The organism is Streptomyces sp. NBC_01232, from assembly GCF_035989885.1.
Classification (GTDB): domain Bacteria; phylum Actinomycetota; class Actinomycetes; order Streptomycetales; family Streptomycetaceae; genus Streptomyces.
Window position 1 is genome coordinate 8071983 of sequence record NZ_CP108518.1, and the last position, 20623, is coordinate 8092605.

At 72.5% G+C, this 20623-nt stretch carries 18 protein-coding genes; 10 read left to right on the top strand and 8 right to left on the bottom strand.

What is annotated here, in order from left to right; translation table 11 throughout:
- Positions 1 to 140 precede the first annotated feature (140 nt).
- The 4 genes from OG444_RS37095 to OG444_RS37110 all read left to right on the top strand — a co-directional run bounded on the left by OG444_RS37095 (position 141) and on the right by OG444_RS37110 (position 3645).
- On the top strand, positions 141 to 941 hold the full coding sequence (locus tag OG444_RS37095; protein ID WP_327266263.1) for an alpha/beta fold hydrolase: 801 nt from the start codon (positions 141 to 143) through the stop codon (positions 939 to 941).
- A gap of 58 nt (positions 942 to 999) precedes the next feature.
- Positions 1000 to 1410, top strand: coding sequence for a VOC family protein (locus OG444_RS37100; RefSeq protein WP_327266264.1), 411 nt, complete (start codon positions 1000 to 1002; stop codon positions 1408 to 1410).
- A 33-nt stretch (positions 1411 to 1443) separates the two neighbouring features.
- The gene (locus OG444_RS37105; protein WP_327266265.1) at positions 1444 to 2127 is read left to right on the top strand and encodes a (2Fe-2S)-binding protein; all 684 of its coding nucleotides are present in this window, start codon (positions 1444 to 1446) and stop codon (positions 2125 to 2127) included.
- Positions 2128 to 2250: 123 nt separating this feature from the next.
- On the top strand, positions 2251 to 3645 hold the full coding sequence (locus OG444_RS37110) for an alpha/beta hydrolase family protein (protein ID WP_327266266.1): 1395 nt from the start codon (positions 2251 to 2253) through the stop codon (positions 3643 to 3645).
- A 184-nt stretch (positions 3646 to 3829) separates the two neighbouring features.
- On the opposite strand, the gene OG444_RS37115 is transcribed toward OG444_RS37110, so the two are convergent.
- The gene (locus tag OG444_RS37115) at positions 3830 to 5602 is read right to left on the bottom strand and encodes a S8 family peptidase (RefSeq protein ID WP_327266267.1); all 1773 of its coding nucleotides are present in this window, start codon (positions 5600 to 5602) and stop codon (positions 3830 to 3832) included.
- 286 nt (positions 5603 to 5888) lie between these two features.
- Positions 5889 to 7319: a cation:dicarboxylate symporter family transporter gene (locus OG444_RS37120; RefSeq protein ID WP_327266268.1), complete on the bottom strand. Its 1431-nt coding sequence runs from the start codon at positions 7317 to 7319 to the stop codon at positions 5889 to 5891.
- A gap of 156 nt (positions 7320 to 7475) precedes the next feature.
- Between OG444_RS37120 and OG444_RS37125 the strand changes: the two genes are divergently transcribed.
- The gene (locus OG444_RS37125) at positions 7476 to 9071 is read left to right on the top strand and encodes a sensor histidine kinase (RefSeq protein ID WP_327267046.1); all 1596 of its coding nucleotides are present in this window, start codon (positions 7476 to 7478) and stop codon (positions 9069 to 9071) included.
- Positions 9068 to 9772 carry a response regulator gene (locus OG444_RS37130; RefSeq protein WP_327266269.1) on the top strand — a complete coding sequence of 235 codons (705 nt, stop codon included), beginning with the start codon at positions 9068 to 9070 and terminating at the stop codon, positions 9770 to 9772. The genes OG444_RS37125 and OG444_RS37130 overlap by 4 nt, the downstream gene beginning before the upstream one ends.
- On the opposite strand, the gene melC2 is transcribed toward OG444_RS37130, so the two are convergent.
- Together melC2 and melC1 are read right to left on the bottom strand one after the other, a co-directional pair.
- Complete coding sequence (melC2, locus tag OG444_RS37135; RefSeq protein WP_327266270.1) at positions 9727 to 10575, bottom strand: tyrosinase MelC2; 849 nt, start codon at positions 10573 to 10575, stop codon at positions 9727 to 9729. The genes OG444_RS37130 and melC2 overlap by 46 nt on opposite strands.
- Positions 10572 to 10955 (bottom strand): apotyrosinase chaperone MelC1, encoded by a 384-nt coding sequence (gene melC1, locus OG444_RS37140; protein WP_327266271.1) that lies wholly within the window; start codon positions 10953 to 10955, stop codon positions 10572 to 10574. The genes melC2 and melC1 overlap by 4 nt, the downstream gene beginning before the upstream one ends.
- A 335-nt stretch (positions 10956 to 11290) precedes the next feature.
- Between melC1 and OG444_RS37145 the strand changes: the two genes are divergently transcribed.
- On the top strand, positions 11291 to 12682 hold the full coding sequence (locus tag OG444_RS37145) for a glutamate decarboxylase (RefSeq protein ID WP_327266272.1): 1392 nt from the start codon (positions 11291 to 11293) through the stop codon (positions 12680 to 12682).
- 58 nt (positions 12683 to 12740) lie between these two features.
- Here OG444_RS37145 and OG444_RS37150 read toward each other — a convergent pair whose 3' ends face one another.
- Together OG444_RS37150 and OG444_RS37155 are read right to left on the bottom strand one after the other, a co-directional pair.
- Positions 12741 to 14402, bottom strand: a complete 1662-nt coding sequence (locus tag OG444_RS37150; protein WP_327266273.1) for a sigma-70 family RNA polymerase sigma factor — start codon at positions 14400 to 14402, stop codon at positions 12741 to 12743.
- 125 nt (positions 14403 to 14527) lie between these two features.
- Positions 14528 to 15325 carry an IclR family transcriptional regulator gene (locus OG444_RS37155; RefSeq protein ID WP_327266274.1) on the bottom strand — a complete coding sequence of 266 codons (798 nt, stop codon included), beginning with the start codon at positions 15323 to 15325 and terminating at the stop codon, positions 14528 to 14530.
- Positions 15326 to 15417: 92 nt separating this feature from the next.
- On the opposite strand from OG444_RS37155, the gene OG444_RS37160 reads away from it, so the two are divergent.
- Both OG444_RS37160 and OG444_RS37165 read left to right on the top strand, forming a co-directional pair.
- A complete protein-coding gene (locus OG444_RS37160) occupies positions 15418 to 16119 on the top strand; it encodes a bifunctional 4-hydroxy-2-oxoglutarate aldolase/2-dehydro-3-deoxy-phosphogluconate aldolase (protein WP_327266275.1) in 702 nt (233 codons plus the stop codon).
- A 2-nt stretch (positions 16120 to 16121) separates the two neighbouring features.
- Positions 16122 to 17126 carry a PfkB family carbohydrate kinase gene (locus tag OG444_RS37165; RefSeq protein WP_327266276.1) on the top strand — a complete coding sequence of 335 codons (1005 nt, stop codon included), beginning with the start codon at positions 16122 to 16124 and terminating at the stop codon, positions 17124 to 17126.
- Here OG444_RS37165 and OG444_RS37170 read toward each other — a convergent pair.
- Both OG444_RS37170 and OG444_RS37175 read right to left on the bottom strand, forming a co-directional pair.
- Complete coding sequence (locus OG444_RS37170) at positions 17092 to 18348, bottom strand: serpin family protein (RefSeq protein WP_327266277.1); 1257 nt, start codon at positions 18346 to 18348, stop codon at positions 17092 to 17094. The two genes, OG444_RS37165 and OG444_RS37170, sit on opposite strands and share 35 nt — an antisense overlap.
- A 133-nt stretch (positions 18349 to 18481) precedes the next feature.
- Positions 18482 to 19807, bottom strand: coding sequence for a glycoside hydrolase family 18 protein (locus tag OG444_RS37175; protein ID WP_327266278.1), 1326 nt, complete (start codon positions 19805 to 19807; stop codon positions 18482 to 18484).
- A 227-nt stretch (positions 19808 to 20034) separates the two neighbouring features.
- Between OG444_RS37175 and OG444_RS37180 the strand changes: the two genes are divergently transcribed.
- A complete protein-coding gene (locus OG444_RS37180; RefSeq protein WP_327266279.1) occupies positions 20035 to 20592 on the top strand; it encodes a hypothetical protein in 558 nt (185 codons plus the stop codon).
- Positions 20593 to 20623: the final 31 nt, after the last annotated feature.

The window sequence follows — 20623 nt, forward strand, 5'->3', positions numbered from 1 at the left end:
GGAGCCTTCGGTCCTTCTGGGCGGTGGGGTGGTTGCACAGTCTGCGTCCATGACGTCGCCCCCCGTGCAAAACACGAGTGAAAGGCAACCGGCTGTCAGGTGAACGCGAGTGGCTCAATGTAGCCCCTTAAAGTCCTCTCATGAACCCCCAATTTGGCAATGGCGTGCCACTGATTTTCGACGACTTGGGTCCCCGCGACGGAGCGCCCGTAATCCTGATCCACGGACATCCCTTCAACCGCACGATGTGGGCCCCCCAGACGGCCGCGCTGACGGCCGCCGGGTACCGCGTGATCACGCCTGACCTGCGGGGATACGGGGAAAGTCCGGTGGTCCCGGGCAAGGCTCTCCTGGCGGATCTCGCGGACGATCTCGCCGCCCTGCTCGCCCGCCTGGGTATCGAACAGGTGGTCGTCGGCGGTGTGTCCATGGGAGGTCAGATCACGATGGAGGTTCGACTGCGCCACCCGGGTCTGGTACGGGCGATGGTGCTGTCCGACACCTCCCCGGTACCGGAGACGCCGGACGGTGCGAAGATCCGCCGGGAGACCGCCGAACGGCTGATCGCGGAAGGCATGCGGCCCTACGCCGAAGAGGTCATCGACAAGATGCTGGCGCCCTACAACGTGACCGCCATGCCCGGGACGGCCGCCCGGGTGAGCGCCATGATGTGCGCGACCGACCCCGAGGGCGCCGCCGCGGCGCTGCGCGGCCGGGCCGAGCGCCCCGACTACCGGCCCGTGCTCGCGGAGGCCGTCGAGCCCTGCCTGGTGCTCGTCGGCGCGGACGACGTCTACACCCCGGTGGCGGAGGCCGAGGCCCTTCACGCGCTGCTGCCCCATTCGGCGCTCACCGTCATCGAGGGAGCGGGCCATCTGCCGGGCCTGGAGCGGCCGGACGCCTTCAACCGGGCCCTGCTGGACTTCCTCTCCGGTCTCTGAGCGGGGCCGCGGGGGCGGCCGTAGAGTCGGGACGATGTTTCCGTCGAGGAGGACGTTCATGCTGCGAGGGTTTGCGACGATCAACTTCTGGGCCGACGACCTGGAGGCCGCGAAGGCCTGGTACACCGAGCTCCTCGGGATCGCCCCGTACTTCGAGCGGCCCGGGTACGCAGAGTTCCGCATCGGCGACTACCAGCACGAGCTGGGCATCGTCGACCGCCGCTACGCCCCGCCGGGCGCGGCCAAGAACCCGGGCGGCGCGGTGGCCTACTGGGCGGTCGACGATCTTCCCGCGGTCCGGCAGCGGCTGCTGGACCTGGGCGCCGAGGAGTACCAGCCGGTGACCGCGCACGGGGACGCGGGCTTCGTCACCGCGGCCGTCACCGATCCCTTCGGCAACGTGCTGGGCATCATGCGCAACCCGCACTACCTGGAGGTCCTCGAAGGGGCGACCCCCGACCCGGCCTGACCCGCGCCCCCGGCCGCTGAGATCATTTCCGGTATGGACGACGTACTGCGGCGACTGGCCGCCGTGGGGCCCTTCTTCACCGTCCCCTGCGGGACGGAGCCGCCCGGCCCCGGCTTCCGGCCCCTGACCGCGCTGTACGGGGAGCGGCTCGGGCCCTACGTGGCCGAGGTGGGCCGGCGGATCGGCAGCGGCCCCGGCCGGGTGGCCGCCTCGACCGCGCAGTTCGGGATCGTCTCCCGGCTCTGGTCGCTGGGGCTCGGGTGCGCGGCACTGGCGGGCCGCGTACCGGACCTGTCCGCCGACCGGGTGTGGTGGCGGCTGCCGGACGCGGGGTCGCTCCAGCTGTGGCTGCCCGACCCCGGCCCGGGCCTGCCGGCCGAGGCGCTCGGGGAGAACGTCCTCGCGAACCTGGCCGTGCTCGACGAGGGCCTGCGGGAGCGCTTCGGGGTCTCGCCGAAGGTCCTGCGGGGCAACGCGGCGTCCGGGCTCGTCGGGGCGCTGCGCGTGCTGATCGACCGGGTGCCGTCCGGCGCGGCCGTGGAACTGGCGGCCGCCCTGCTGGCCGACGGCGGAGCGCTGGCGGGCACCGGCACCTTCCTCCACGAGGAGGGGCTCGGGGTGGCCTTCGTGCGGCGCAGTTGCTGCCTGTACTACCGGGTGCCCGGGGGCGGGCTCTGCGGGGACTGCGTACTGCGGACCGGGCGGCGAACCGCCTGACGCCCCGCCTGACGCCCGGCCCGACGCCCGGCCCGACGGGCGGGACGGCGGGCGGGGCCGTTCGGAGCAAGGGAGGGCGCGGCGCGCCGCGACCCGCCACGGGCCCGGCGTACGGTCCGCTGCATGACCGCTCGCACACCGCACCAGCCCTCCGCACTCACCCGCCGCGCGGCCCTGACCGGGCTCGCAGCGGGAGCCGGGGCTCTCGCCGTCGGGGGCGGGGCCCGCACCGCGGCCGCCGCGCCCGTGCCGGCTCCCGAGGCCGCCGATCCCACACCCGGGGCGATGAAGCTCTTCGACGATCCCGGCTTCAACTTCGCGGGGCTGCTCGCACTGGGCGCCGCCGGGATGCGCGCCTCGGAGGTGGGCGAGGTACTGACCGCGGTCAACTCCATCAACGCGGCCGGACTGTCCGAGCAGACGTTCAGCGACACCTTCCGCGCCTGGGGGGACCGGCTCGCCGCGCCCCCGGCCGCCGGCCGCCACGGCCACGACGCCCCCTCGCAGACGCGCCGCTTCCGGTCCCTGCGCGCCGCCCAGTACTACGGGCAGGCGCTGTTCTACGTACTCGGCACCGACCACCCCGGTGACGAGGAGGCGGTCTACCTGGCCGGGCGCAAGGCCTGGGACACCTTCACCCGGCTCTGCTCACCGGCCGCCGTCCGCGCGAAGGTCCCGTACGGCAAGACGCACCTGCCGGTGTGGTTCTTCCGCCCGGACGGTCCCGAGCGGCCGCGCCCCACCGTGATCCTCACCAACGGCAGCGACGGCCAGAACGTGGACATGTGGACCTACGGCGTGGCCGCCGCCCTCGGCCGGGGCTGGAACGCCCTCGTCTACGACGGGCCGGGCCAGGGGCAGCTGCTGTTCGTGGAGGAGATCCCCTTCACCACCCGCTGGGAGAAGGTCGTCGGCCCGCTCATCGACTGGCTGGACGAGCGCAAGGACGTGGACAGCGGCCGGATCGCGATCACCGGCCTCAGCATGGGCGGCAACCTCGTCGCCCGCGCCGCCGCCTTCGAGCACCGGCTCGCGGCCGTCGCCTGCCAGCCCGGATGCGTGAACCCGTGGCTGGGGTTCGACGCGGAACTGCGCGCGATCATCACGCCCGACAAGGAGGAGACCAACCGGGTCTGGAACGAGGAGGTCGTCCCGGAGCTGACGCCGCAGCTCGCCTTCACCGTCAAGAAGCGCTTCGAGATCTTCTCCAGGGAGGCGCTGCGCCAGGCCCGCGAGGGCATCGTTCTGACGGACATCTGGACACCGGCGCAGGTGGCCATGGGCCTCGACATCACGAAGGTGGTGGCGAAGATCAAGGCCCCGACGCTCGTCCTGGACTACGACTTCGAGCTGTTCTACCCGGGGCAGCCGCGGCAGATGTACGACCTGCTGCGCACGCGCCGCGAGTACGTGAAACTGACGGAGGCCACCGGGGCGCAGTTGCACTGCTCCCCGATGGCCCCGCAGCAGCACTGCGACGTCGTCTTCGACTGGCTCGCCGACGTCCTGCAGCGCTAGGTCCTGTCGTCGAAGTCCCGCCTGGCCCGCGGCGCCCGGCACCGCACCTCGCCGCGTTGTCGGGGCGCCCGAGTACGTCCAGTACTCGGGCGCCCCTCCGCCTTGCGATGCACGGCGCCGGACACCACGGGCCCGACCGGCGCTACTTCGACGACAGGACCTAGAGGACTTGCCGACCCGGCCTCTAGAAGGTCAGGTTCCAGGAGTCGACCTTGCCGATGTCGCCGCCGGCGTTGTCGTTGACCCGCAGCTTCCAGGTGCCGTTCGCGACCTCGGAGGAGGCGTTGACGGTGTAGACCTGGTTGATGTTGTCGGTGCTGCCGCCCGAGCGGTTGTGCACGGTGTAGACGGTGCCGTCCGGCGCGACCAGGTCGACCTTCAGGTCACCGATGTAGGTGTGCACGATGTTCACGCCCACCTTGAGGGTGGCCGGAGCGTTGCCGGTGACACCGCTGACGGTGACCGGGCTCTCCACGGTGCCGTTGTCGCTGATGGCGAAGTCGGCGGTGTTCTCGAAGTACTTGCCGGGCGGCGGGGTGCTGCCGACGGCCTTCAGCGCGTCGACCTGGCCCTCGCCGAAGAAGCCGTTCTTCGCCGTGGTGCCCTTGCAGCGACTGTCCGACGGGCAGGCGACGTCGTTGGCCTGGGTGGCCAGCTTGTCGCGCAGCTGCGCCGGGGTGATGCCCGGGTTGGTGCTGACCAGCAGGGCCGCCACACCGGCGACGTGCGGGGACGCCATAGACGTACCGCTCATGCTGCCGTACTTGCCGCCCGGCAGGGTGCTGTAGATGCCGGTGGCGTCTCCGCCGGGGGCCGTCACGTCGACGACGTTCAGACCGTAGTTGGAGTACGAGGCCTTCGCGGTGGTGCCCATCGCCGAGACCGTGACCACGCCCGGGAGCTCGGTCGGGATGTCGAGGCAGGCGTTGGTGATGGTGCGGGTGACCGGCGTCGAGTCGTTCGGGCTCTCGGTGTCGGTCGTCTTGTTGGCCAGGTCGAGGTTGGAGTTGCCGGCCGCCGCGACCTGCAGCGAGCCCTTGCCCTCCGCGTACTCCTGGGCGCGCTTGACGCCCTCGATGATCGCGGCCTGGTCGGCGTTGTCCGGGCAGTTGAACTGCCACGGGTCCGTGTAGTAGCTGTTGTTGGTGACCTTGAAGCCGTGGTCACCGGCCCACATGAAGCCGCAGACGGTGTTCTCGGCGAAGAAGAGCGAGGAGTTCGGCTCGGCGATGCGCACCGAGGAGATCTTCACGCCCGGGGCCACGCCGATGACGCCCTTGCCGTTCTTCGCGGCCGCGACCGTACCGGCCACGTGCGTGCCGTGGGTGCCGACGTCCCGCCAGGCGCCGGTACGGGCGTCCGGCTTGCCGTAGGCGCAGGACGCGGAGTCCGCGGCGTTGAAGTTCGGGGCCAGGTCCTGGTGCTGGTCGTCCACACCGGTGTCCAGGATGCCGACCTTGACGGTGGCCGAACCGGTGGTGACGGCCCAGGCCTGGTCGGCCTTGATCTGCGTCATGTCGGCGCGGACCGGCTCGCCCGAAGGCGTCGTGGACTGCGCCGGGTTGGCGGGCAGCGCCGGGTTGTAGGCGTCCGCCGGCACGTCCGAGGTGCGGGTGGCGCCGACCTGCTGGACCCCGCTCACACCGCGCATGGTGGTGGCGAAGGAGGCGGAGGCCGAGTGGGCGGTGATGACCCCGATGGCGTCGTAGTACTGGAACACCGTGCCGCCGTTGGCGGTGACGGCGTTGCGGACCGCCGTGGTGTCACCGGGGGCGGTGATCACGAGATAGGCGCGGGTGCCGGCAACCCAGGTCGCACTCTGGGAGGTCGGGGCCGCGGCCTTGGGGGCCGCCGCGGGGGCGGGGGCCGAGGAGCCGGACGGAGAAACCGGAGCGGTGCCGGCGAGTGCGGCGGGGGCTCCGAACGCGAGTGCCGCGCCGAGCGTGGCGGCCAGCACGAGCGTACGTCGAGGTCGGCTGGATATGTGGGGTATCAATGCGTCCTCCGAAGACCCGGTGGTCAGGCCGGGTCGAACGAAACAAGTGGTGGACGCAAGATGTCATGCACACAGCCTGTTACGGAAGTACCTTTTACAGCATGGGGGTTCGTTTATCGGTGGCCGAATACCGACTATGGGTGCAAGTGCGGATAATGCGGCGGGCCGGCCGGGCTGGGCACCGTGGGGGCGAGCCCTGCCCGGCCGGCCCGTGGGGGCGTACCGGCCGGATCCGAAGGGAGACGGCTTAGACCGGCACCCCGTCCTTGGGGCTGTCCGAGGGCAGCGGCACCGAATGCGCAGTTCCCGCGGCCTCGGCCGATGCGGTGGATCCGGCGGAGCCGGTGTGCCCGGCGGACCGCCCCGGTTCGGCCGGCTCGGCCACGTGCCCGTCGTCCACCAGCGTGCTCTCGTCGAACGGCAGCCGGCCCGCCAGGACTTCGGTGGCCCGCTCGTGGTCGAACTCCTTCGTCCACGTCCCGATGAGCACCGTCGCGACCGCGTTGCCCGCGAAGTTCGTCAGGGCCCGCGCCTCGCTCATGAACCGGTCGATGCCCACGATCAGGCCGACGCCGTCCACCAGTTCGGGCCGGTGCGACTGCAGTCCGCCGGCGAGGGTGGCCAGGCCCGCGCCGGTGACCCCGGCCGCACCCTTCGAGGCGATGATCATGAACAGCAGGAGTGAGATCTGCTCGCCCAGCGCGAGCGGCGTGCCCATCGCCTCGGCGACGAACAACGAGGACATCGTCAGATAGATCGCGGTCCCGTCCAGGTTGAAGGAGTAGCCGGTCGGCACCGTGATGCCGGTGACCGGCCGGGACACCCCCAGGTGCTCCATCTTCGCGATCAGCCGCGGCAGCGCCGACTCCGAGGAGGAGGTCGAGAGGATCAGCAGGAACTCCCGGCCGAGGTAGCGCAGCAGGGAGAAGACGCTGACCCCGGTGCACACCCGAAGCAGCGTGCCGAGGACGACGAACACGAAGAGCAGACAGGTGGTGTAGAAGCCGATCATGATGACGGCGAGGGACTTCAGCGCGTCGATGCCGGTTGCCCCGACCACCGCCGCGATCGCCCCGAAGGCACCGACCGGAGCCGCCCACATGATCATCGCGAGCACCCGGAACACCAGCTTCTGGATGTGCCCGATGCCCCGCAGCACCGGCTCGCCCGCCGCGCCCATGGCCTGCAGCGCGAACCCGCAGAGCAGCGCCACCAGCAGCGTCTGCAGCACCTCGCCCCCGGTGAAGGCGGACACCAGCGTGGTCGGGATGATCCCGAGCAGGAACTCCGGCGTGCTCTCGGCCCCGCCCGCCTTGGCTTGCGCCTCGCCCGCACTGCGTGCGGCCTCGGTCAGGTGCAGTCCGCTGCCCGGGTCCAGCAGGTTGCCGACCAGCAGGCCGATGGCGAGTGCCACCGTGGACATGACCATGAAGTAGCCGAGGGCGAGTCCGCCCACGGCGCCCACCTTGGCGGCCTTGCGTACGGACCCGATGCCCAGCACGATCGTGCAGAAGATCACGGGCGAGATCATCATCTTGATGAGGTTGACGAAGCCGGTGCCCAGCGGTTTGAGCTCCACGGCCACGCCGGGGGCGGCGAAGCCGACGGCGATGCCGAGCAGCACCGCGCCGATCACCGCGATGTAGAGATAGTGCGTTCTGTCGCGTCTGGCGGCCACGATGCCTCCCGGTGGTGATTGCGTTCGGGGAGACCATCGCCCAGGGCTGTGACCCCGGTCACCCTTGCGTTCATTGAGTTCACGACCCGGTGCAGACTGAGCGCCATGTTCCGCTTCCCCAGGCCCCCGCGCAGCCTCGCCGGCCAGCTCTTCGCCATGCAGGTGCTGCTGGTCGCCGTGGTCGTCGCGGGCTGCGCCGTCTTCGCGTACGCCACCGCCCGCGGACAGGCCGAGGAGGCCGCCCGCCGCCAGGCCGGGGCCGTGGCCCACGCGGTCGCCGACTCGCCGTCCGTGCGCGAAGCGGTACGCGGAGCGGCGCGCGGGATCGACCCGTCCACCGAGCTCCAGCCCTACGCCCAGAAGGTCCGCGCGGACTCCGGGGTGGCCTTCGTGACGATCATGTCCCCCGAGGGGCGGCGCTGGACCCACCCCGACCCGCGCCGGATCGGTGAGTCCTTCATGGGCAACACGGCCCCCGCGCTGCGTGGTGAGACCTTCAGCGAGACGTACACCGGCACCCTCGGCCCCTCCATCCGCGTGGTCACCCCGCTCCGGGACGACGGCCGGATCGTCGGCCTGGTCAGCGCGGGCATCACCGTCCGTGCCATCAGCGACCGGCTCGCCACCCAGCTCTCCGCCCTCGCCTGGGTGGCCGGCGGCGCGCTCGCCCTCGGCGGACTGGGCACGTACATCGTCAACGCGCGGCTGCGCCGGCACACCCACGGCATGAACGCGACCGAGCTCAGCCAGATGTACGCCTACCACCAGGCGGCCCTGCACGGGGTCCGTGAGGGGCTGCTGATGCTCGACGGGCAGCGCAGGATCACCCTGATCAACGACGCCGGGCGCGAGCTGCTGGGACTGCCGGGCGAGGTCACCGGCACCGGGGTCGCCGACCTCGGTCTGCCCGCCCCGATCACCGGGGCCCTGCTCGCCGACCGGCCCCGGGTGGACGAAGTGCACCTGACCGCGGACCGGGTGCTCGTGGTCAACAGCTCACCGGTCGCCGGCGGAGGCCGCCGCGGCACCGTGGTCACCTTGCGCGACCACACGGAACTGCAGGCACTGACCGGTGAACTGGACCACGAGCGCGGCTTCACCCAGGCACTGCGCTCCCAGGCCCACGAGGCGGCCAACAGGCTGCACACCGTGGTCTCGCTCATCGAACTCGGCCGTGCGGACGAGGCGGTCGACTTCGCGACCGCCGAGCTGGAACTCGCCCAGGCCCTCACCGACGAGGTGGTCACGGCGGTGGGGGAGCCGGTGCTGGTGGCGCTGCTGCTGGGCAAGGCCGCCCAGGCGCACGAGCGGGGCGTCGAGCTGGTGGTCACCGCCGACAGCCGCAGTCTCGCCGAAGGGGGCGGGCTGCCGCCGGCCCGGGACCTGGTCACCGTGCTCGGCAATCTCATCGACAACGCGGTCGACGCGCTCACCGCCGTACCGGGCGCCCGGATCGCGGTGACCCTGCGGCCCGAGCCGGACGAGCTGCTGCTGCGGGTCGCGGACAACGGGCCCGGACTGCCCGAGGGGGTGGACGTCTTCCGCCGGGGCTGGTCCGGCAAGGGGGAGGGCCGGGGCCTCGGCCTCGCGCTGGTCCGGCAGGTGGCCGAGCGCTACGGGGGCGAGGTGGTCGCGGCGCAGGGCCCGGGCGGCGGCGCGGAGTTCACGGTCCGCCTCCCGATCGTCTCGGCACCCGCACCCGCACCCGCACCCGCGCCCGCGCCCGCCGCGGGGCCGGGGGGTCCGCGATGAGCGGCGCCGAGGTCCGCGTGCTGGTCATCGAGGACGACCCGGTGGCGGCCGACGCGCACGCCCTCTACATCGGCCGGGTGCCGGGCTTCACCGCTGTCGGCGCCGTCCACTCCCTCGCCGAGGCCACCCGGTTCCTGGACCGGAACCGGGTCGACCTGCTGCTGCTCGACCTCGGTCTGCCCGACGGGCACGGGCTGCGCTTCGCACGCGGACTGCGCGCCGCAGGGCATCCCGTCGACGTGATCGTGGTGACCTCCGCACGGGACCTGGCCGTGGTCCGCGAGAGCGTCTCCCTCGGGGTGGTCCAGTACGTACTGAAGCCCTTCGCCTTCCCCACCCTGCGCGAACGGCTCCTGCGCTACGCCGAGTTCCGCCAGGCGGCGGGTGAGGCGGCCGGCCAGGACGACGTGGACCGGGCGATGGCGGCCCTGCGCGCACCCCGCCCGGCCGAACTCCCCAAGGGGCTGAGCGCGCCGACGCTGGACCGGGTCGCCGCCCTGCTGAGGGCGGCGACCGAGGGACTGACCTCGGCGGCGGCGGCCGAGGCGGCCGGGATCTCCCGGATCACTGCCCGCCGCTACCTGGAGCACCTGGTGGACACCGGCCGCGCGGACCGCACCCCCCGGTACGGCCAGGTCGGCCGCCCCGAACTGCACTACCGCTGGCTGGCGGCGGCGACCGGCTCGGTGTCGAAGGTGTAGAACTTCCGGTGGTCCAGCATGTCCGCCGGGCTCACGTTGTTCCAGGGCCGCATGGTGTCGTTGAGGTCGACGACGTTCTGCGTGCCCGCACCCGGCAGGTAGGTGGACTGGGGGTGCTTGGCCTGCCAGTCGGCCCACAGCTTGTCGATGAAGGCGTGGTGCATCCAGAACACCGGGTCGTTGGGGGAGACCCCGGTGGACATCTGCCCGCCGACCCACACGTGCACCCGGTTGTGCAGGTTGGCGCCGCGCCAGCCCTCCAGGTGGTTGCGGAACCCCTGGGAGGAGCTGTTCCAGGGCGCCATGTCGTAGACCGGCATGGCGAGTACGGAGTCCACCTCGGCCCTGGTCGGCAGCTGGGCGACGGACGTGCCGAGATCGCGTCGCAGGTAGGAGCGTCCGTCCACCCGGACGTTTATGTTCCACCGGCCCGTCGAGTACGCGAACGGGCCGTCCATGACCTGCCCGTCCCGGGCCCGTCCGGTGCCGCCGAGGAAGTCGGGGGCCCAGAGGGAGGAGCGGGAGGTGCGGTCGGCGGTCCAGTCCCAGTACGGCAGCGCGACGTTCGCGTCCACTTTCTGCAGCGCCTCCTCGAACTCCAGGAGGAAGCGCCGGTGCCACGGCAGGAAGGAGGGGGAACGGTGGCCGACGCGGTCGCCCGAGTCGGTGTCGCCCATGATGAAGCCGTTGTGGGTCGTGACGAAGCGGTCGTAGCTGCCGTTGCGCTTGAGCTCCAGCAGGGCCGAGGTGAAGGCGCGCTTCTCCTCGGGGGTCAGCGTGGCCTGGTTCTTGCGTACGGTCATGCCGCACCTCCGAAGGGGACGAGGGCGGCGCCCTGGAGATCGCGGACGGCGGCGCGGGCGAGCAGCTTCGGGTCGGAGAAGGTCTCGTAGTGGTTGATCACGCTGATCCAGGTGCCATCGGCGTTGCGCATGATGTGGAGTTCTCTGCCGTCTATCCGGACGGTCGGTTGGCCCGGCGAGTGATGGCCTCCGTGATGGCCACCACCACCTGCGGTGATCTGGATACGACGGCCCTTGTAGACCTCGTCGACCGTGCCCGGGGTGGTGGGCTCGGAGGGAGTCGCGGCGGCGTTCGTGGCGCCGGCGGCGGCGGTCAGACCAAGGACGGTGAGTGCACCGGCGGTTGTCCCCAAGGCCTGACGGCGAGTGATCTTCTTCATGGCCCGAAGAGGTATCAGGGCGGGAGAGGGGGTTGGCCTGTATCCGGACATCAGTGGATACGTTGCCGGTAGAACAAGTTGGATGATCTTCCCGTCCGGAGCGGCTCCGGGGGTCCGAACGGGAAGATCTGCGGGATGCAGCCTACTGGACGGTAATTTTTGCGGGGTGACGGGGGTCGTATGGGCGGGGTCACACCGCAGAGTCGGCCGGAAGCAGAGCGTCAGCACCCCTTCGCGATCTGTCACGGACCTTCGCGGGTCGGCGGCGTCAAAGTGCGTCGCGTCGCCATCGGGCTCATCCCTGATCGAGGGGTTTTGTCACCTATAGTCCCGATATGGCTCTTCATGAGACGAAGGACGTACGCGCCCAGGACGCCGACACGGACGTGTTCGCGTCCACGCTGAGCGGCCAGATCCTCCCCAAGTACAAGATTCCTGAGGACCACTCACCCACCGAGGTCGTCTACGAACTGCTCCGCAACGAGCTGCTCCTGGACGGCAACGCGGCGCAGAACCTGGCCACCTTCTGCACCACCTGGTCGGACGAGGGCGTACACCGCCTGATGAACGTCTGCCTCGACAAGAACATGATCGACAAGGACGAGTACCCGCAGACCGCCGAGATCGAGTCCCGCTGCGTCAACATCCTGGCCGACCTGTGGAACGCCCCCGCCGGCACCACCGCGGCGGGCTGCTCGACCACCGGCTCCAGCGAGGCCGCCATGCTCGGCGGGCTCGCGCTCAAGTGGCGCTGGCGCGAGCGCCGCCGCGCCCAGGGTCTGCCCACCGACCGCCCCAACCTGGTGTGCGGTCCGGTCCAGATCTGCTGGGAGAAGTTCGCCCGCTACTTCGACGTCGAACTGCGCCAGGTCCCGATCGAGGGCGACGCCACCGGCCTGCAGGCCCATCAGCTCGCCCAGTACGTCGACGAGAACACCATCGGCGTCGTCGCCATCCTCGGCGTCACCTACACCTGCGACTACGAGCCCGTCGCCGAGATCGCCGCCGAGCTCGACCGGATCCAGGCCGAGCACGGCTGGGACATCCCCATCCACGTGGACGGCGCCAGCGGCGGATTCGTGGCGCCCTTCCTCCACCCCGACGTGGTGTGGGACTTCCGGCTGGAGCGCGTGGCCTCGGTGAACACCTCCGGCCACAAGTACGGGCTCGCGCCGCTGGGGGTCGGCTGGATCATCTGGCGCAGCGCCGACCTGCTCCCCGCCGACCTCGTTTTCAAGGTGGACTACCTCGGCGGTGACATGCCGACCTTCGCCCTCAACTTCTCCCGCCCCGGCGGCGAGATCATCGCGCAGTACTACCTGTTCCTGCGTCTGGGCCGGGCCGGCTACCGGCGCGTCCAGGAGGCCTGCGCCGACACCGCCCAGTACCTGGCCGGGGAGATCGCCGACATGGGCCCCTTCACGCTCCTCTACGACGGCAAGGGAGCCCTGCCCGCGGTCTCCTACAAGCTCACCGACCCGGTCGGCGCCCGCTTCAGCCTCTACGACCTCTCCGACCGGCTGCGCATGCGCGGCTGGCAGGTGCCCTCGTACCCGCTTCCCGCCGACCGCGACGACACCGTCATCCAGCGCGTCCTCGTCCGGCACGGCGTGACCCGCGACCAGATGGCCCTGCTCGTCACCGACCTGCGCGCAGCCGTGGAACACCTGACGGCCACGCCCCCGCCCGTACCGGCGGCCGAGCCGCGGTCCGGCTTCCACCACTGACACGCGCCGGTGGCGCCGGCCCCGGCGCCACCGCCCGGCGTGACCGGCAGGACGTCTCCTAGCGTGCGCCGAAGTTCTGGGTCCACCAGGGGCCGCCCGAGCCCTGGTGGATTCCCACGCCGATGTCCTTGAAGGAGCAGTTGAGGATGTTCGCGCGGTGGCCGGGGCTCTTCATCCAGGAGTCCATGACCGACTGCGCCGTCTGCTGGCCCCGCGCGATGTTCTCCCCGTACGTCGACCAGCGGTACCCGGCCGAGGTCGTCCGGTCGCCCGGGTCCGTGCCCTCGGGGCTGGTGTGCGAGAAGAAGTCCCGGGCCGCCATGTCGTCGGAGTGCCCCTGAGCGGCCGCGCGCAGCTGGGAGTCCTCCTTGAGGGGGCCGCAGCCGGCGGCCGCCCGCTCGCTGTTGACCAGGGCCACGACCTGGCCGGCCACCCCGGACGGCGGGGCGGGCGCGGGCTTGGCCGCCGAGGCGCGCGGGCTCGGGGACTTGCTCTTCGACTGCGTGGGGCTCGGACTCGGGCTCGCCGACGGGCTCGGCGAGGCGGAGGGCGAGGGGGACGCGGAGGGTGAGGGCGACTCCGAGGGCACCCCTGCCGACTCGGTCGCCGAGAGCGCGGCCAGCGGGGTCGGGAGCGCGGCGGCGCCGTCCTTCGTGTCACCGGAACCGGGGAGCCCGCCGAGGTACACGAGCCCGCCGCCCGCGACACAGGCGGCGAGCACTGCACCGCCGATCACCCGGCGGCGGCTCTGCCGCCGCCTGCGCAGCGCGCCGCGGCCACCGGCACCTGAGCCCTCAACCAGCCCGTCAGCCGACAGGTCACCCGGGCCGGCGACCGGGGTGAGCTGCGTCGCCGCGTCGTCGAAGCCTCCGTCAAGGCCCCCGTCGAAGCCTTCGGCGAAGGCAACGCTCGTGGTGGCGAAGCCGGCCGCCCCGGCCGTCTTGACCCCTGCCAGCAGGGCCGCCGACACCGGTACCAGGGCCAGGCCGGCCAGCAGCCCCTCCGCCGGAACGAGTCCGCTCCAGAGACCGGAGCAACGTACGCATTCACGGGCGTGCCGGGCTATTCGCTTGCGCCACAGCGCCGAGGGCTGCCCGTCCCAGCCCGCCAGCACGCTCCGCAGCTCCTCGCACGCCGGACGCGTGTCCAGAGCGCGCTCCACCACGCGGGCCGACTCGAGCTGAGCCTTCATCCGCTGCACCCGGACCGCCGCGTGCTGCGGGGACAGCTCGAGGGCGCCGGCCACCTCCGCCCGGGTCAGTTCGCCGGCGCACTCCAGCCACCACAGGGACAGCAGCGCCCGGTCCTCGGGCTCCAGCCAGCGGGTGGCCCGGGCCGTCTCGCGACGCTGCCCGGCCAGCTGGAGACGGGTGACGGTCAGGTCGACGAAGTCGGCACCCGGGTCGGCGACATCGCTCGCCGCCTCCAGGGTGCTCACCCCGAAGCCGCTCTGCCGGGCCTGCCAGTGCGCCCGCACCCGGTTCATCGCGATGGCCACCAGCCAGGACCGGAAGCTCTCGTCGGCCCGCAGGCCGCCCAGCCCGTCGAGCGCCCGCAGCATCGTGTCCTGCACCACGTCGTCCACGTCGCAGGACCCGTTGAGGGCCCGTCCGACGATGTTGTAGACGAGCGGGAGATGGGCGCTGACGAGCTCGTCCTGCGCGCGCGGGTCGCCCGCGCGGGCCGCTGCCACGAGTGCCGCGGTGTGCTGAGTAGCCATGTGATGTTCCCTGTCCGTACCGGCGGTCGATGATGCCCGATACATGGGAGACCGTCGACCGGGGCGTCGATAACAGTTATCCGGAAGAATCTTCCTGAGGAAAGTTCCGGGCCGCCGACCGGGGGTCAGAGGAGCGGAGCCAGGGCCTCCGCGGCTGAGCCCAGGGCTGGTGCGTACGCCTGGATCTCCTCCCGGGAGACCAGGAAGGTGACGGCGGTGACGCTGACCCCGCCGACCGGCCGGCCCGCCGGACCGAGGATCGCGGCGCCGATGCAGCGGATGGCGGGCTCGTTCTCCTCGTCGTCCAGGGCGAAGCCCCGGGCCCGGACCTCCGCCAGTTGGGCGTACAGGGCCCGCTCGGTGGTGAGCGTCTGCGGGGTCCGGCGCGGCAGCCCGGTGGCGCCGATCAGGTCCCGCACCTCCTCGGCGGGCAGGTGCGCCAGGACGCTCTTGCCGATCGCCGTCGTGTGCAGGGGCATGCGCATGCCGACACGGGACGCGGTGCGGAAGGGCTGGTCCTCCCCGCCCTCCAGCTTGCGGATGCAGGTGATGGTCTCCCCGGTGTGCAGGGCGAGATGGACCGTCTGGCCGGTGGCCTCCCGGAGTCCGCCGAGGATGCGCCCGATGCTGGCCGGCTCCCCGGCGCCGACGAGGGCGGACAGTCCGCGCAGCCGCGGCCCCACCCCGTACCGGCTGTCGGCCTCCCGGCGCACGAAGCCCTGCTCGGCCAGTGAGGCCAGGATGCGGAAGGTGCTCGACTTGGGCACGGCGGCCGCGGCCGTCAGCTCGGCGAGCCGGTGCGGTCCGCCGGGCGCGGCGACCGCCTCCAGGACGCGCAGGGACTTCTCCAGGGCGGAGCCGGCGGCCGAGGTCCGGCCCGCGCGGACGCCCGTCGCGCCCGTGGCTGCTGCATCCGTTGACACGAGCACTCCTGGCGTGTGTAGGGTCTAGACCACATGGTTCCGTCATACGGTACGCCGTTCCACTACGTGGAACGCAGGGGAGGGGTCCCGCGATGCCCGATCACCCGTCCGGCCACCTGTACGCGGTGCTGGCCGCCCAGCGCGTGCTGCCGGTCCTGCGCAACACCGACGCCGACGAGGCCGTTCGCCGCACCACCGCCCTCCTCGCCGCCGGTTGCCGCGCGGTCGAGCTGACCACGTCCACCCCCGGCTGGGCCGGGGCCGTCACCCGCACGGTCCCGCTGAACGACGTCCACGGCCGCAGCGCCCTCATCGGCGTCGGCACCGTCACCACCACCGCGCAGGCCGAGACCGCCCTGGACGCGGGCGCCGCCTTCCTGATCTCCCCGTACCCGGCCCCCGAGGTGCGCGCCGTCGCCGTACGCCGCGAAGCCGTCTTCATCGAGGGCGGGTTCACCCCCGGAGAGGTCGCCGCCGCCGTCCGCGCCGCCGGCGCCGCCAAGGTCTTCCCCGCCCACGTGGGCGGCCCCGGATTCGTCCGCTCCCTCAGGGCGGTACTGCCCGGGGCGGTGATCATCCCGACCGGCGGCATCCGGCCCGCCGAGGTCCCCGGGTGGCTGGCCGCGGGCGCGACGGCCGTCGGCATCGGGGACGGACTGCCGTCCGACCCGGGCGAACTGGCCGCCGTGTTCGCGGGTGTGGACGCGGATGCGGACGCGGATGCGGATGCGGATGCGGATGGGGATGCGGACGCGCCGCGCCGCGCGCCCCACGACGCCGCCGCGGGGCGCTGACCGTGTCCGGAAGGCCCGCCACCGACTACGACGTCCTCGTACTCGGTGAGGTCCTGGTCGAGATCCACGCGGGCACCGCCCTGCGCGAGGCTGCCGACGGCACCCCGGCCCGCATCTCCTACTCCGGGGACGCCCTCAACGCGGCGGCCGCCGCGGCCGCGGCCGGTGCCCGCACCGCCCTGCTCGCCGTGGTCGGCGACGACGAACTCAGCGTCCCGCTGCTGCGCCGGGCCGCCGGGCTCGGGGTGGACGTCTCCCACGTCCGCCGCGCCCCGCACCCCAACGGCGCCTACCTGCTCTCCGCCGACACCGACGGCGACCGCGAGTTCGTCTACTGGCGCACCCGCAGCGCCGGTTCCACCCTCGCACCCCGGCACGTGGCCTCCTGGCGCGAGCTGCTGACCCGTTGCGGCGCGCTCGTCACCAGCGGCATCACCGGCGCCCTGTCGCCGAGCAGCCACGACGCCGTCCTGGCCGCCGCCCACCTCGTGCACGGGGCCGGCGGGCACCTGACGTACGACCCCAACTTCCGCTCCCGGCTCACCGGCCGGGCCGAGGCCCGCGAGCTGCTGGCCCGGATCGCTCCGCTGACCGGGCTGCTCAAGACCTCCTGTCCGGCCGACGCGCAGGCCCTCGTGGACACCGCCGACCCGCGCACCGCCGCCGCACGCTGCCGCGCGCTGGGTGCCCGTACGGTCGCGGTCACCGCGGGCGCCGGCCGGATCCTGCTGGACGACGGCACGCGGGCGGCGTACCGGTCGGTGCCCGTCAACGCCGCCCCGGTGGACGCGACCGGGGCGGGCGACTGCTTCACCGGCACCACCACCGCCCGGCTCGCCCTCGGCGACTGTCTCGAGGACGCCGTGGCGTACGGCACGGCGGCAGCCTCCCTCTCGGTCTCCGGCCGCGGCGGCACCGGGCACGTCCCCGCCTTCGGCGAGACGGCGGCACTGGCCGCCGCCCACCGGCGGATCAGCCCTCCGGGGCAGTCGTCTCCGGCTCGGTGACCCAGCCCGCGGCGAGGACCAGCCGCGAGGCCCGGTGGACCGCCAGGAAGCCGAACGGCCGGTCGATGCGGACCTCGGCCCGGCGGACCCGGTGCTTCCCGCGGGGCGGTGCGCCGGTGCCGGGCCGCGCCAAGACGGCGGTGACGGCCGCCGCCTCGAACCCCGCCGCGTGGAAACGGGCCGTTGCGGCCTGCTGAGCCGAACCGATCGCCAGCGGCTCGGAACTGATGCCGGGGAAGTGGGCGGACGTCTCGTCGGTGGCGCTCTCCAGCCCGAAGAGTGGCGCGTGGTCGAGCAGATCGTGCTCGGTGCGCAGGGCGAAGGCCACGGTGGAGACGCTCAGCAGGTCCCCCGGGACGTACGTGACCACGGTGCGGATCGCCAGGCCGGGGCCCGGGGTTCCGTCGGGGAGCGCGTTGCCTGCGACGGAGGGTGCGTCGCCGGTGACGACGGCGAGACCGGTCGCCAGCACCTCGCGTGGCGGTGTCCGCTCCCCGCCGAGCAGGAGGTGCACGTCCACGTCCTCGGTGCCGGCCACCTCCAGGACGGTCACGGCTCCGGCAGGCCCGCCGGCCACCCGGACGTCGTCCAACGACGAGGTGGTCCGCGACAGGCGCCGCAGGGCCCGCCCCGCCCAGGGGCCTTCGGCCTCCACCGCGGATGCCCCGTTCGGCCCCTTGGCCTCATTGGTTCTGTTGACCTTCTTCGCCTCCTTCGCCTCCTTCGCCTCCTTGAAGGGGGCGGCCCACCGCACCCGGAGCGCGAGCGCGGAGGCCAGGACGAGCCGGGTGTCCTCGGGCCACGACACCGGTACGTGCTCGATCAGCCCGCCGGTCCGCTCCGCCGCCCACGTGTCCAGGACCTTCCCGTCGGCGTCCGGGACACCGGTCAGCGTTCCCCGGGCGCCCGCCGGGAGCTTCGCCGACCAGACGTCGTCCAGCGGGACTTCGGCCCTGGTCCACAGTCCCGTCGCCGTCTGCAGACCCCGTACGTCCGCCAGTGCGGCCAGCAGCTCCCGCGCCGCCCCGGCTGCGGCCCGGGCGGGCAGGCCGAGCGACTGCGCCAGCTCGTCGCGGGCCGGCCCGGCCGCGCCGTCGGCGAGCAGGGCGAGCAGCGGCCAGACCCCGGCGGCGGCGTGGACGGTGCCCGCGTCGCCGGCAGGGGCCTGCATGGCCCAGCGCGTCGCGAGACGGTTGACCGCCCGTATCGTCGAGTTCCTCATGCGGTGGAGCGTAGACGGGCGGACGGGGAGCGCACGTGGAGGGGCGCCGCCGGGCCGGATGGAATTCCGCGGCCCGGCGGCGCCGGTCGGAGGTGGCGCCCGCCGCAGGCGGGAGTGCCGAGGCGGGCTCCGGTCAGCGGCCGCGCAGACCCCGGTCGACGGCCGTCATCAGCTCTCCGTCGGCGGTGTCCGCGTCGAGCGACCAGACCATCGCACCGCCGAGGCCGTGCGCGCGGACGTACCCGGTCTTGGCCCGCAGCACCTGCGGGTCGTCGTACGTCCACAGGGTGGTGCCGTCGAACAGCCAGGCGTGGCCGCCGCGCCGGTCCCGGTGGACCGTGTAGGTACCGGAGTCGGCCAGCTTCTTCAGCGCCTTGTAGTCCTCGTACCCGGCGGCCCAGGTGGCCGGCGCCGGACCCGTGGCGGGCTGCCCCATGCCGTCCCCGCCACCGCTGACGCCGGTCCAGCCCTGCCCGTAGAACGGCATGCCCATCACCAGCTTCTTCGCGGGAGCGCCGCGCCGGAGCCAGGCGCTCACCGTCCCGTCGACGCTGAAGTCGCCCCGGGCGTGGAGCGCGGACTGCTGGGCGGTCCTCGGTTCGCCGGACACGTGGAAGTCGTAGCCCTGGAGGGTCACGAAGTCCAGATCGCGCATGATCCGGGGGACGTCGAAGCCCGCGTCGATCTTGGCGGGCGCGGTCGGGACGAAGGCGGACAGCTCGTACTTGGCCTTCTTCTGGCTGCGCGCGTAGGCGTCGAGCTGTGTGCGGAACTCCTTGACGAGGGCGGTGAAGTTGCGCTTGTCCTCGGGCCTGAACTTGGTGTCCGTGTCACCGGCGGAGCCGGGCCACTCCCAGTCGAGGTCGATCCCGTCGAACACACCGGCCGCCGCGCCCGCGCCGCCGCGGGCGCCGTCCTGCGGGAGGTTGCCCTTGATGTAGAGGTCGATGCAGGACTCGACGAAGGCCTTGCGGGAGGCCGGGGTGAGCGCGGCGTCCGAGAAGTGGGTGGACCAGCTCCAGCCGCCGAGCGAGATCAGCACCTTGAGCCCGGGGTGCTTGGCCTTGAGCTCGCGCAGCTGGTTGAAGTTGCCTGCGAGCGGCTGCTCGCCGGTGTCGGCGACCCCGTCGACGGAGTTCGCGGCATCGAGCGGACGCACGTAGTCGGCCCAGGCGTCGGCCTCGCCGGGCACGTTGCCGGTGAAGCACTTGCCCTGCGGACTGACGTTGCCGAAGGCGTAGTTGATGTGGGTGAGCTTTCCGGCGGAGCCGTTCTCGTCCAGGTCCTGGACCTGGAAGTCCCGTCCGTAGACGCCCCATTGGGTGAAGTAGCCGACCTTCTTGTACGGGCGGTCGTGGCCGCCGCCTTCGGCCTGCGCGGCCGCGGCGGGCGCGAAGGCGGTCAGCAGGGAGAGGGAGCAGGCGGCGACGGCCAGTCTGCCGAGCATGCTGCGGCGCATGGGCTTCCTTTGCGGATGCGGGGAGCGGGGCGTGTGCGCGTGCGCGGTGCATGCCGGAAACTATTGGTCTGGACCAGAGCGGTCAAGGGGGCGGCCGAAACTCGCTCTCCGCGGGAGCGCCAGCCTCCACCGGCCGGTTCGGTGCCGGATGCGGGGAGCCGGAGGGGTGATGAAACTCTCGGCCTGGGATGATGTGCGCCGGGGAGCGGGTCGAAGACGGGGCGGGGATGAGCGGGCGCGTGTTCGCAGGGGACGAGCCGGACGGCCACCGGCCGCTGAGGAGATGGGAGCCGGTGGCGGTGCCCGGGCCGGAGCGCGATTGGCGGCCCGCGCCCGAGTACCAGGCGAACCCGAATCCGGCGGTGCAGTACGGGATGTGGGATTCGGTGGCCCTCTCCCACCGGCCGATCGGTGTGCTTCCGCCACCCCTGCAGGCGTACGCGGCCAGGCTGGTGCTGCTGGTGGAGCAGAGCTGGGAAGACCTCGGTCAAGTGGACGTCGCCACGTTCCGACTGGGCCGGCACTTCTTCGTCCTGAGTCAGTTCACCGAGGTGGAGGACACGGGCGTCACCGTGTGGCTCGACCGTCGGCACACCGACGACGAGGCGGCCCTCGCGGAGCTCGTCGACATCCTGGGCATCCCGGGTGACCGCGTACGCGACATCACCTGGTGCCCGCATCCGGTGGTGGAGCATGAGCTCAACCCGCGGCCCCGCCCCGAGGACGCTCCGCGTCCATCGCGCCTGCCACGCCTGCCGCGCTTCCTCCGGACGAGGAGGAAGTAGTCGCGGAAGGGGTGTGCGTCCCGACGGTCCA

Excerpts from the sequence above, each read along its gene's own strand:
- OG444_RS37180 (WP_327266279.1), top strand. The coding sequence starts at position 20,035 with ATGAGCGGGCGCGTGTTCGCAGGGGACGAGCCGGACGGCCACCGGCCG.
- OG444_RS37150 (WP_327266273.1), bottom strand. The coding sequence starts at position 14,402 with ATGGCTACTCAGCACACCGCGGCACTCGTGGCAGCGGCCCGCGCGGGC.
- OG444_RS37105 (WP_327266265.1), top strand. The coding sequence starts at position 1,444 with ATGGACGACGTACTGCGGCGACTGGCCGCCGTGGGGCCCTTCTTCACC.
- OG444_RS37130 (WP_327266269.1), top strand. The coding sequence starts at position 9,068 with ATGAGCGGCGCCGAGGTCCGCGTGCTGGTCATCGAGGACGACCCGGTG.
- OG444_RS37145 (WP_327266272.1), top strand. The coding sequence starts at position 11,291 with ATGGCTCTTCATGAGACGAAGGACGTACGCGCCCAGGACGCCGACACG.
- OG444_RS37160 (WP_327266275.1), top strand. The coding sequence starts at position 15,418 with ATGCCCGATCACCCGTCCGGCCACCTGTACGCGGTGCTGGCCGCCCAG.
- melC2 (WP_327266270.1), bottom strand. The coding sequence starts at position 10,575 with ATGACCGTACGCAAGAACCAGGCCACGCTGACCCCCGAGGAGAAGCGC.
- melC1 (WP_327266271.1), bottom strand. The coding sequence starts at position 10,955 with ATGAAGAAGATCACTCGCCGTCAGGCCTTGGGGACAACCGCCGGTGCA.
- OG444_RS37175 (WP_327266278.1), bottom strand. The coding sequence starts at position 19,807 with ATGCGCCGCAGCATGCTCGGCAGACTGGCCGTCGCCGCCTGCTCCCTC.
- OG444_RS37170 (WP_327266277.1), bottom strand. The coding sequence starts at position 18,348 with ATGAGGAACTCGACGATACGGGCGGTCAACCGTCTCGCGACGCGCTGG.
- OG444_RS37110 (WP_327266266.1), top strand. The coding sequence starts at position 2,251 with ATGACCGCTCGCACACCGCACCAGCCCTCCGCACTCACCCGCCGCGCG.
- OG444_RS37100 (WP_327266264.1), top strand. The coding sequence starts at position 1,000 with ATGCTGCGAGGGTTTGCGACGATCAACTTCTGGGCCGACGACCTGGAG.
- OG444_RS37095 (WP_327266263.1), top strand. The coding sequence starts at position 141 with ATGAACCCCCAATTTGGCAATGGCGTGCCACTGATTTTCGACGACTTG.
- OG444_RS37125 (WP_327267046.1), top strand. The coding sequence starts at position 7,476 with ATGCAGGTGCTGCTGGTCGCCGTGGTCGTCGCGGGCTGCGCCGTCTTC.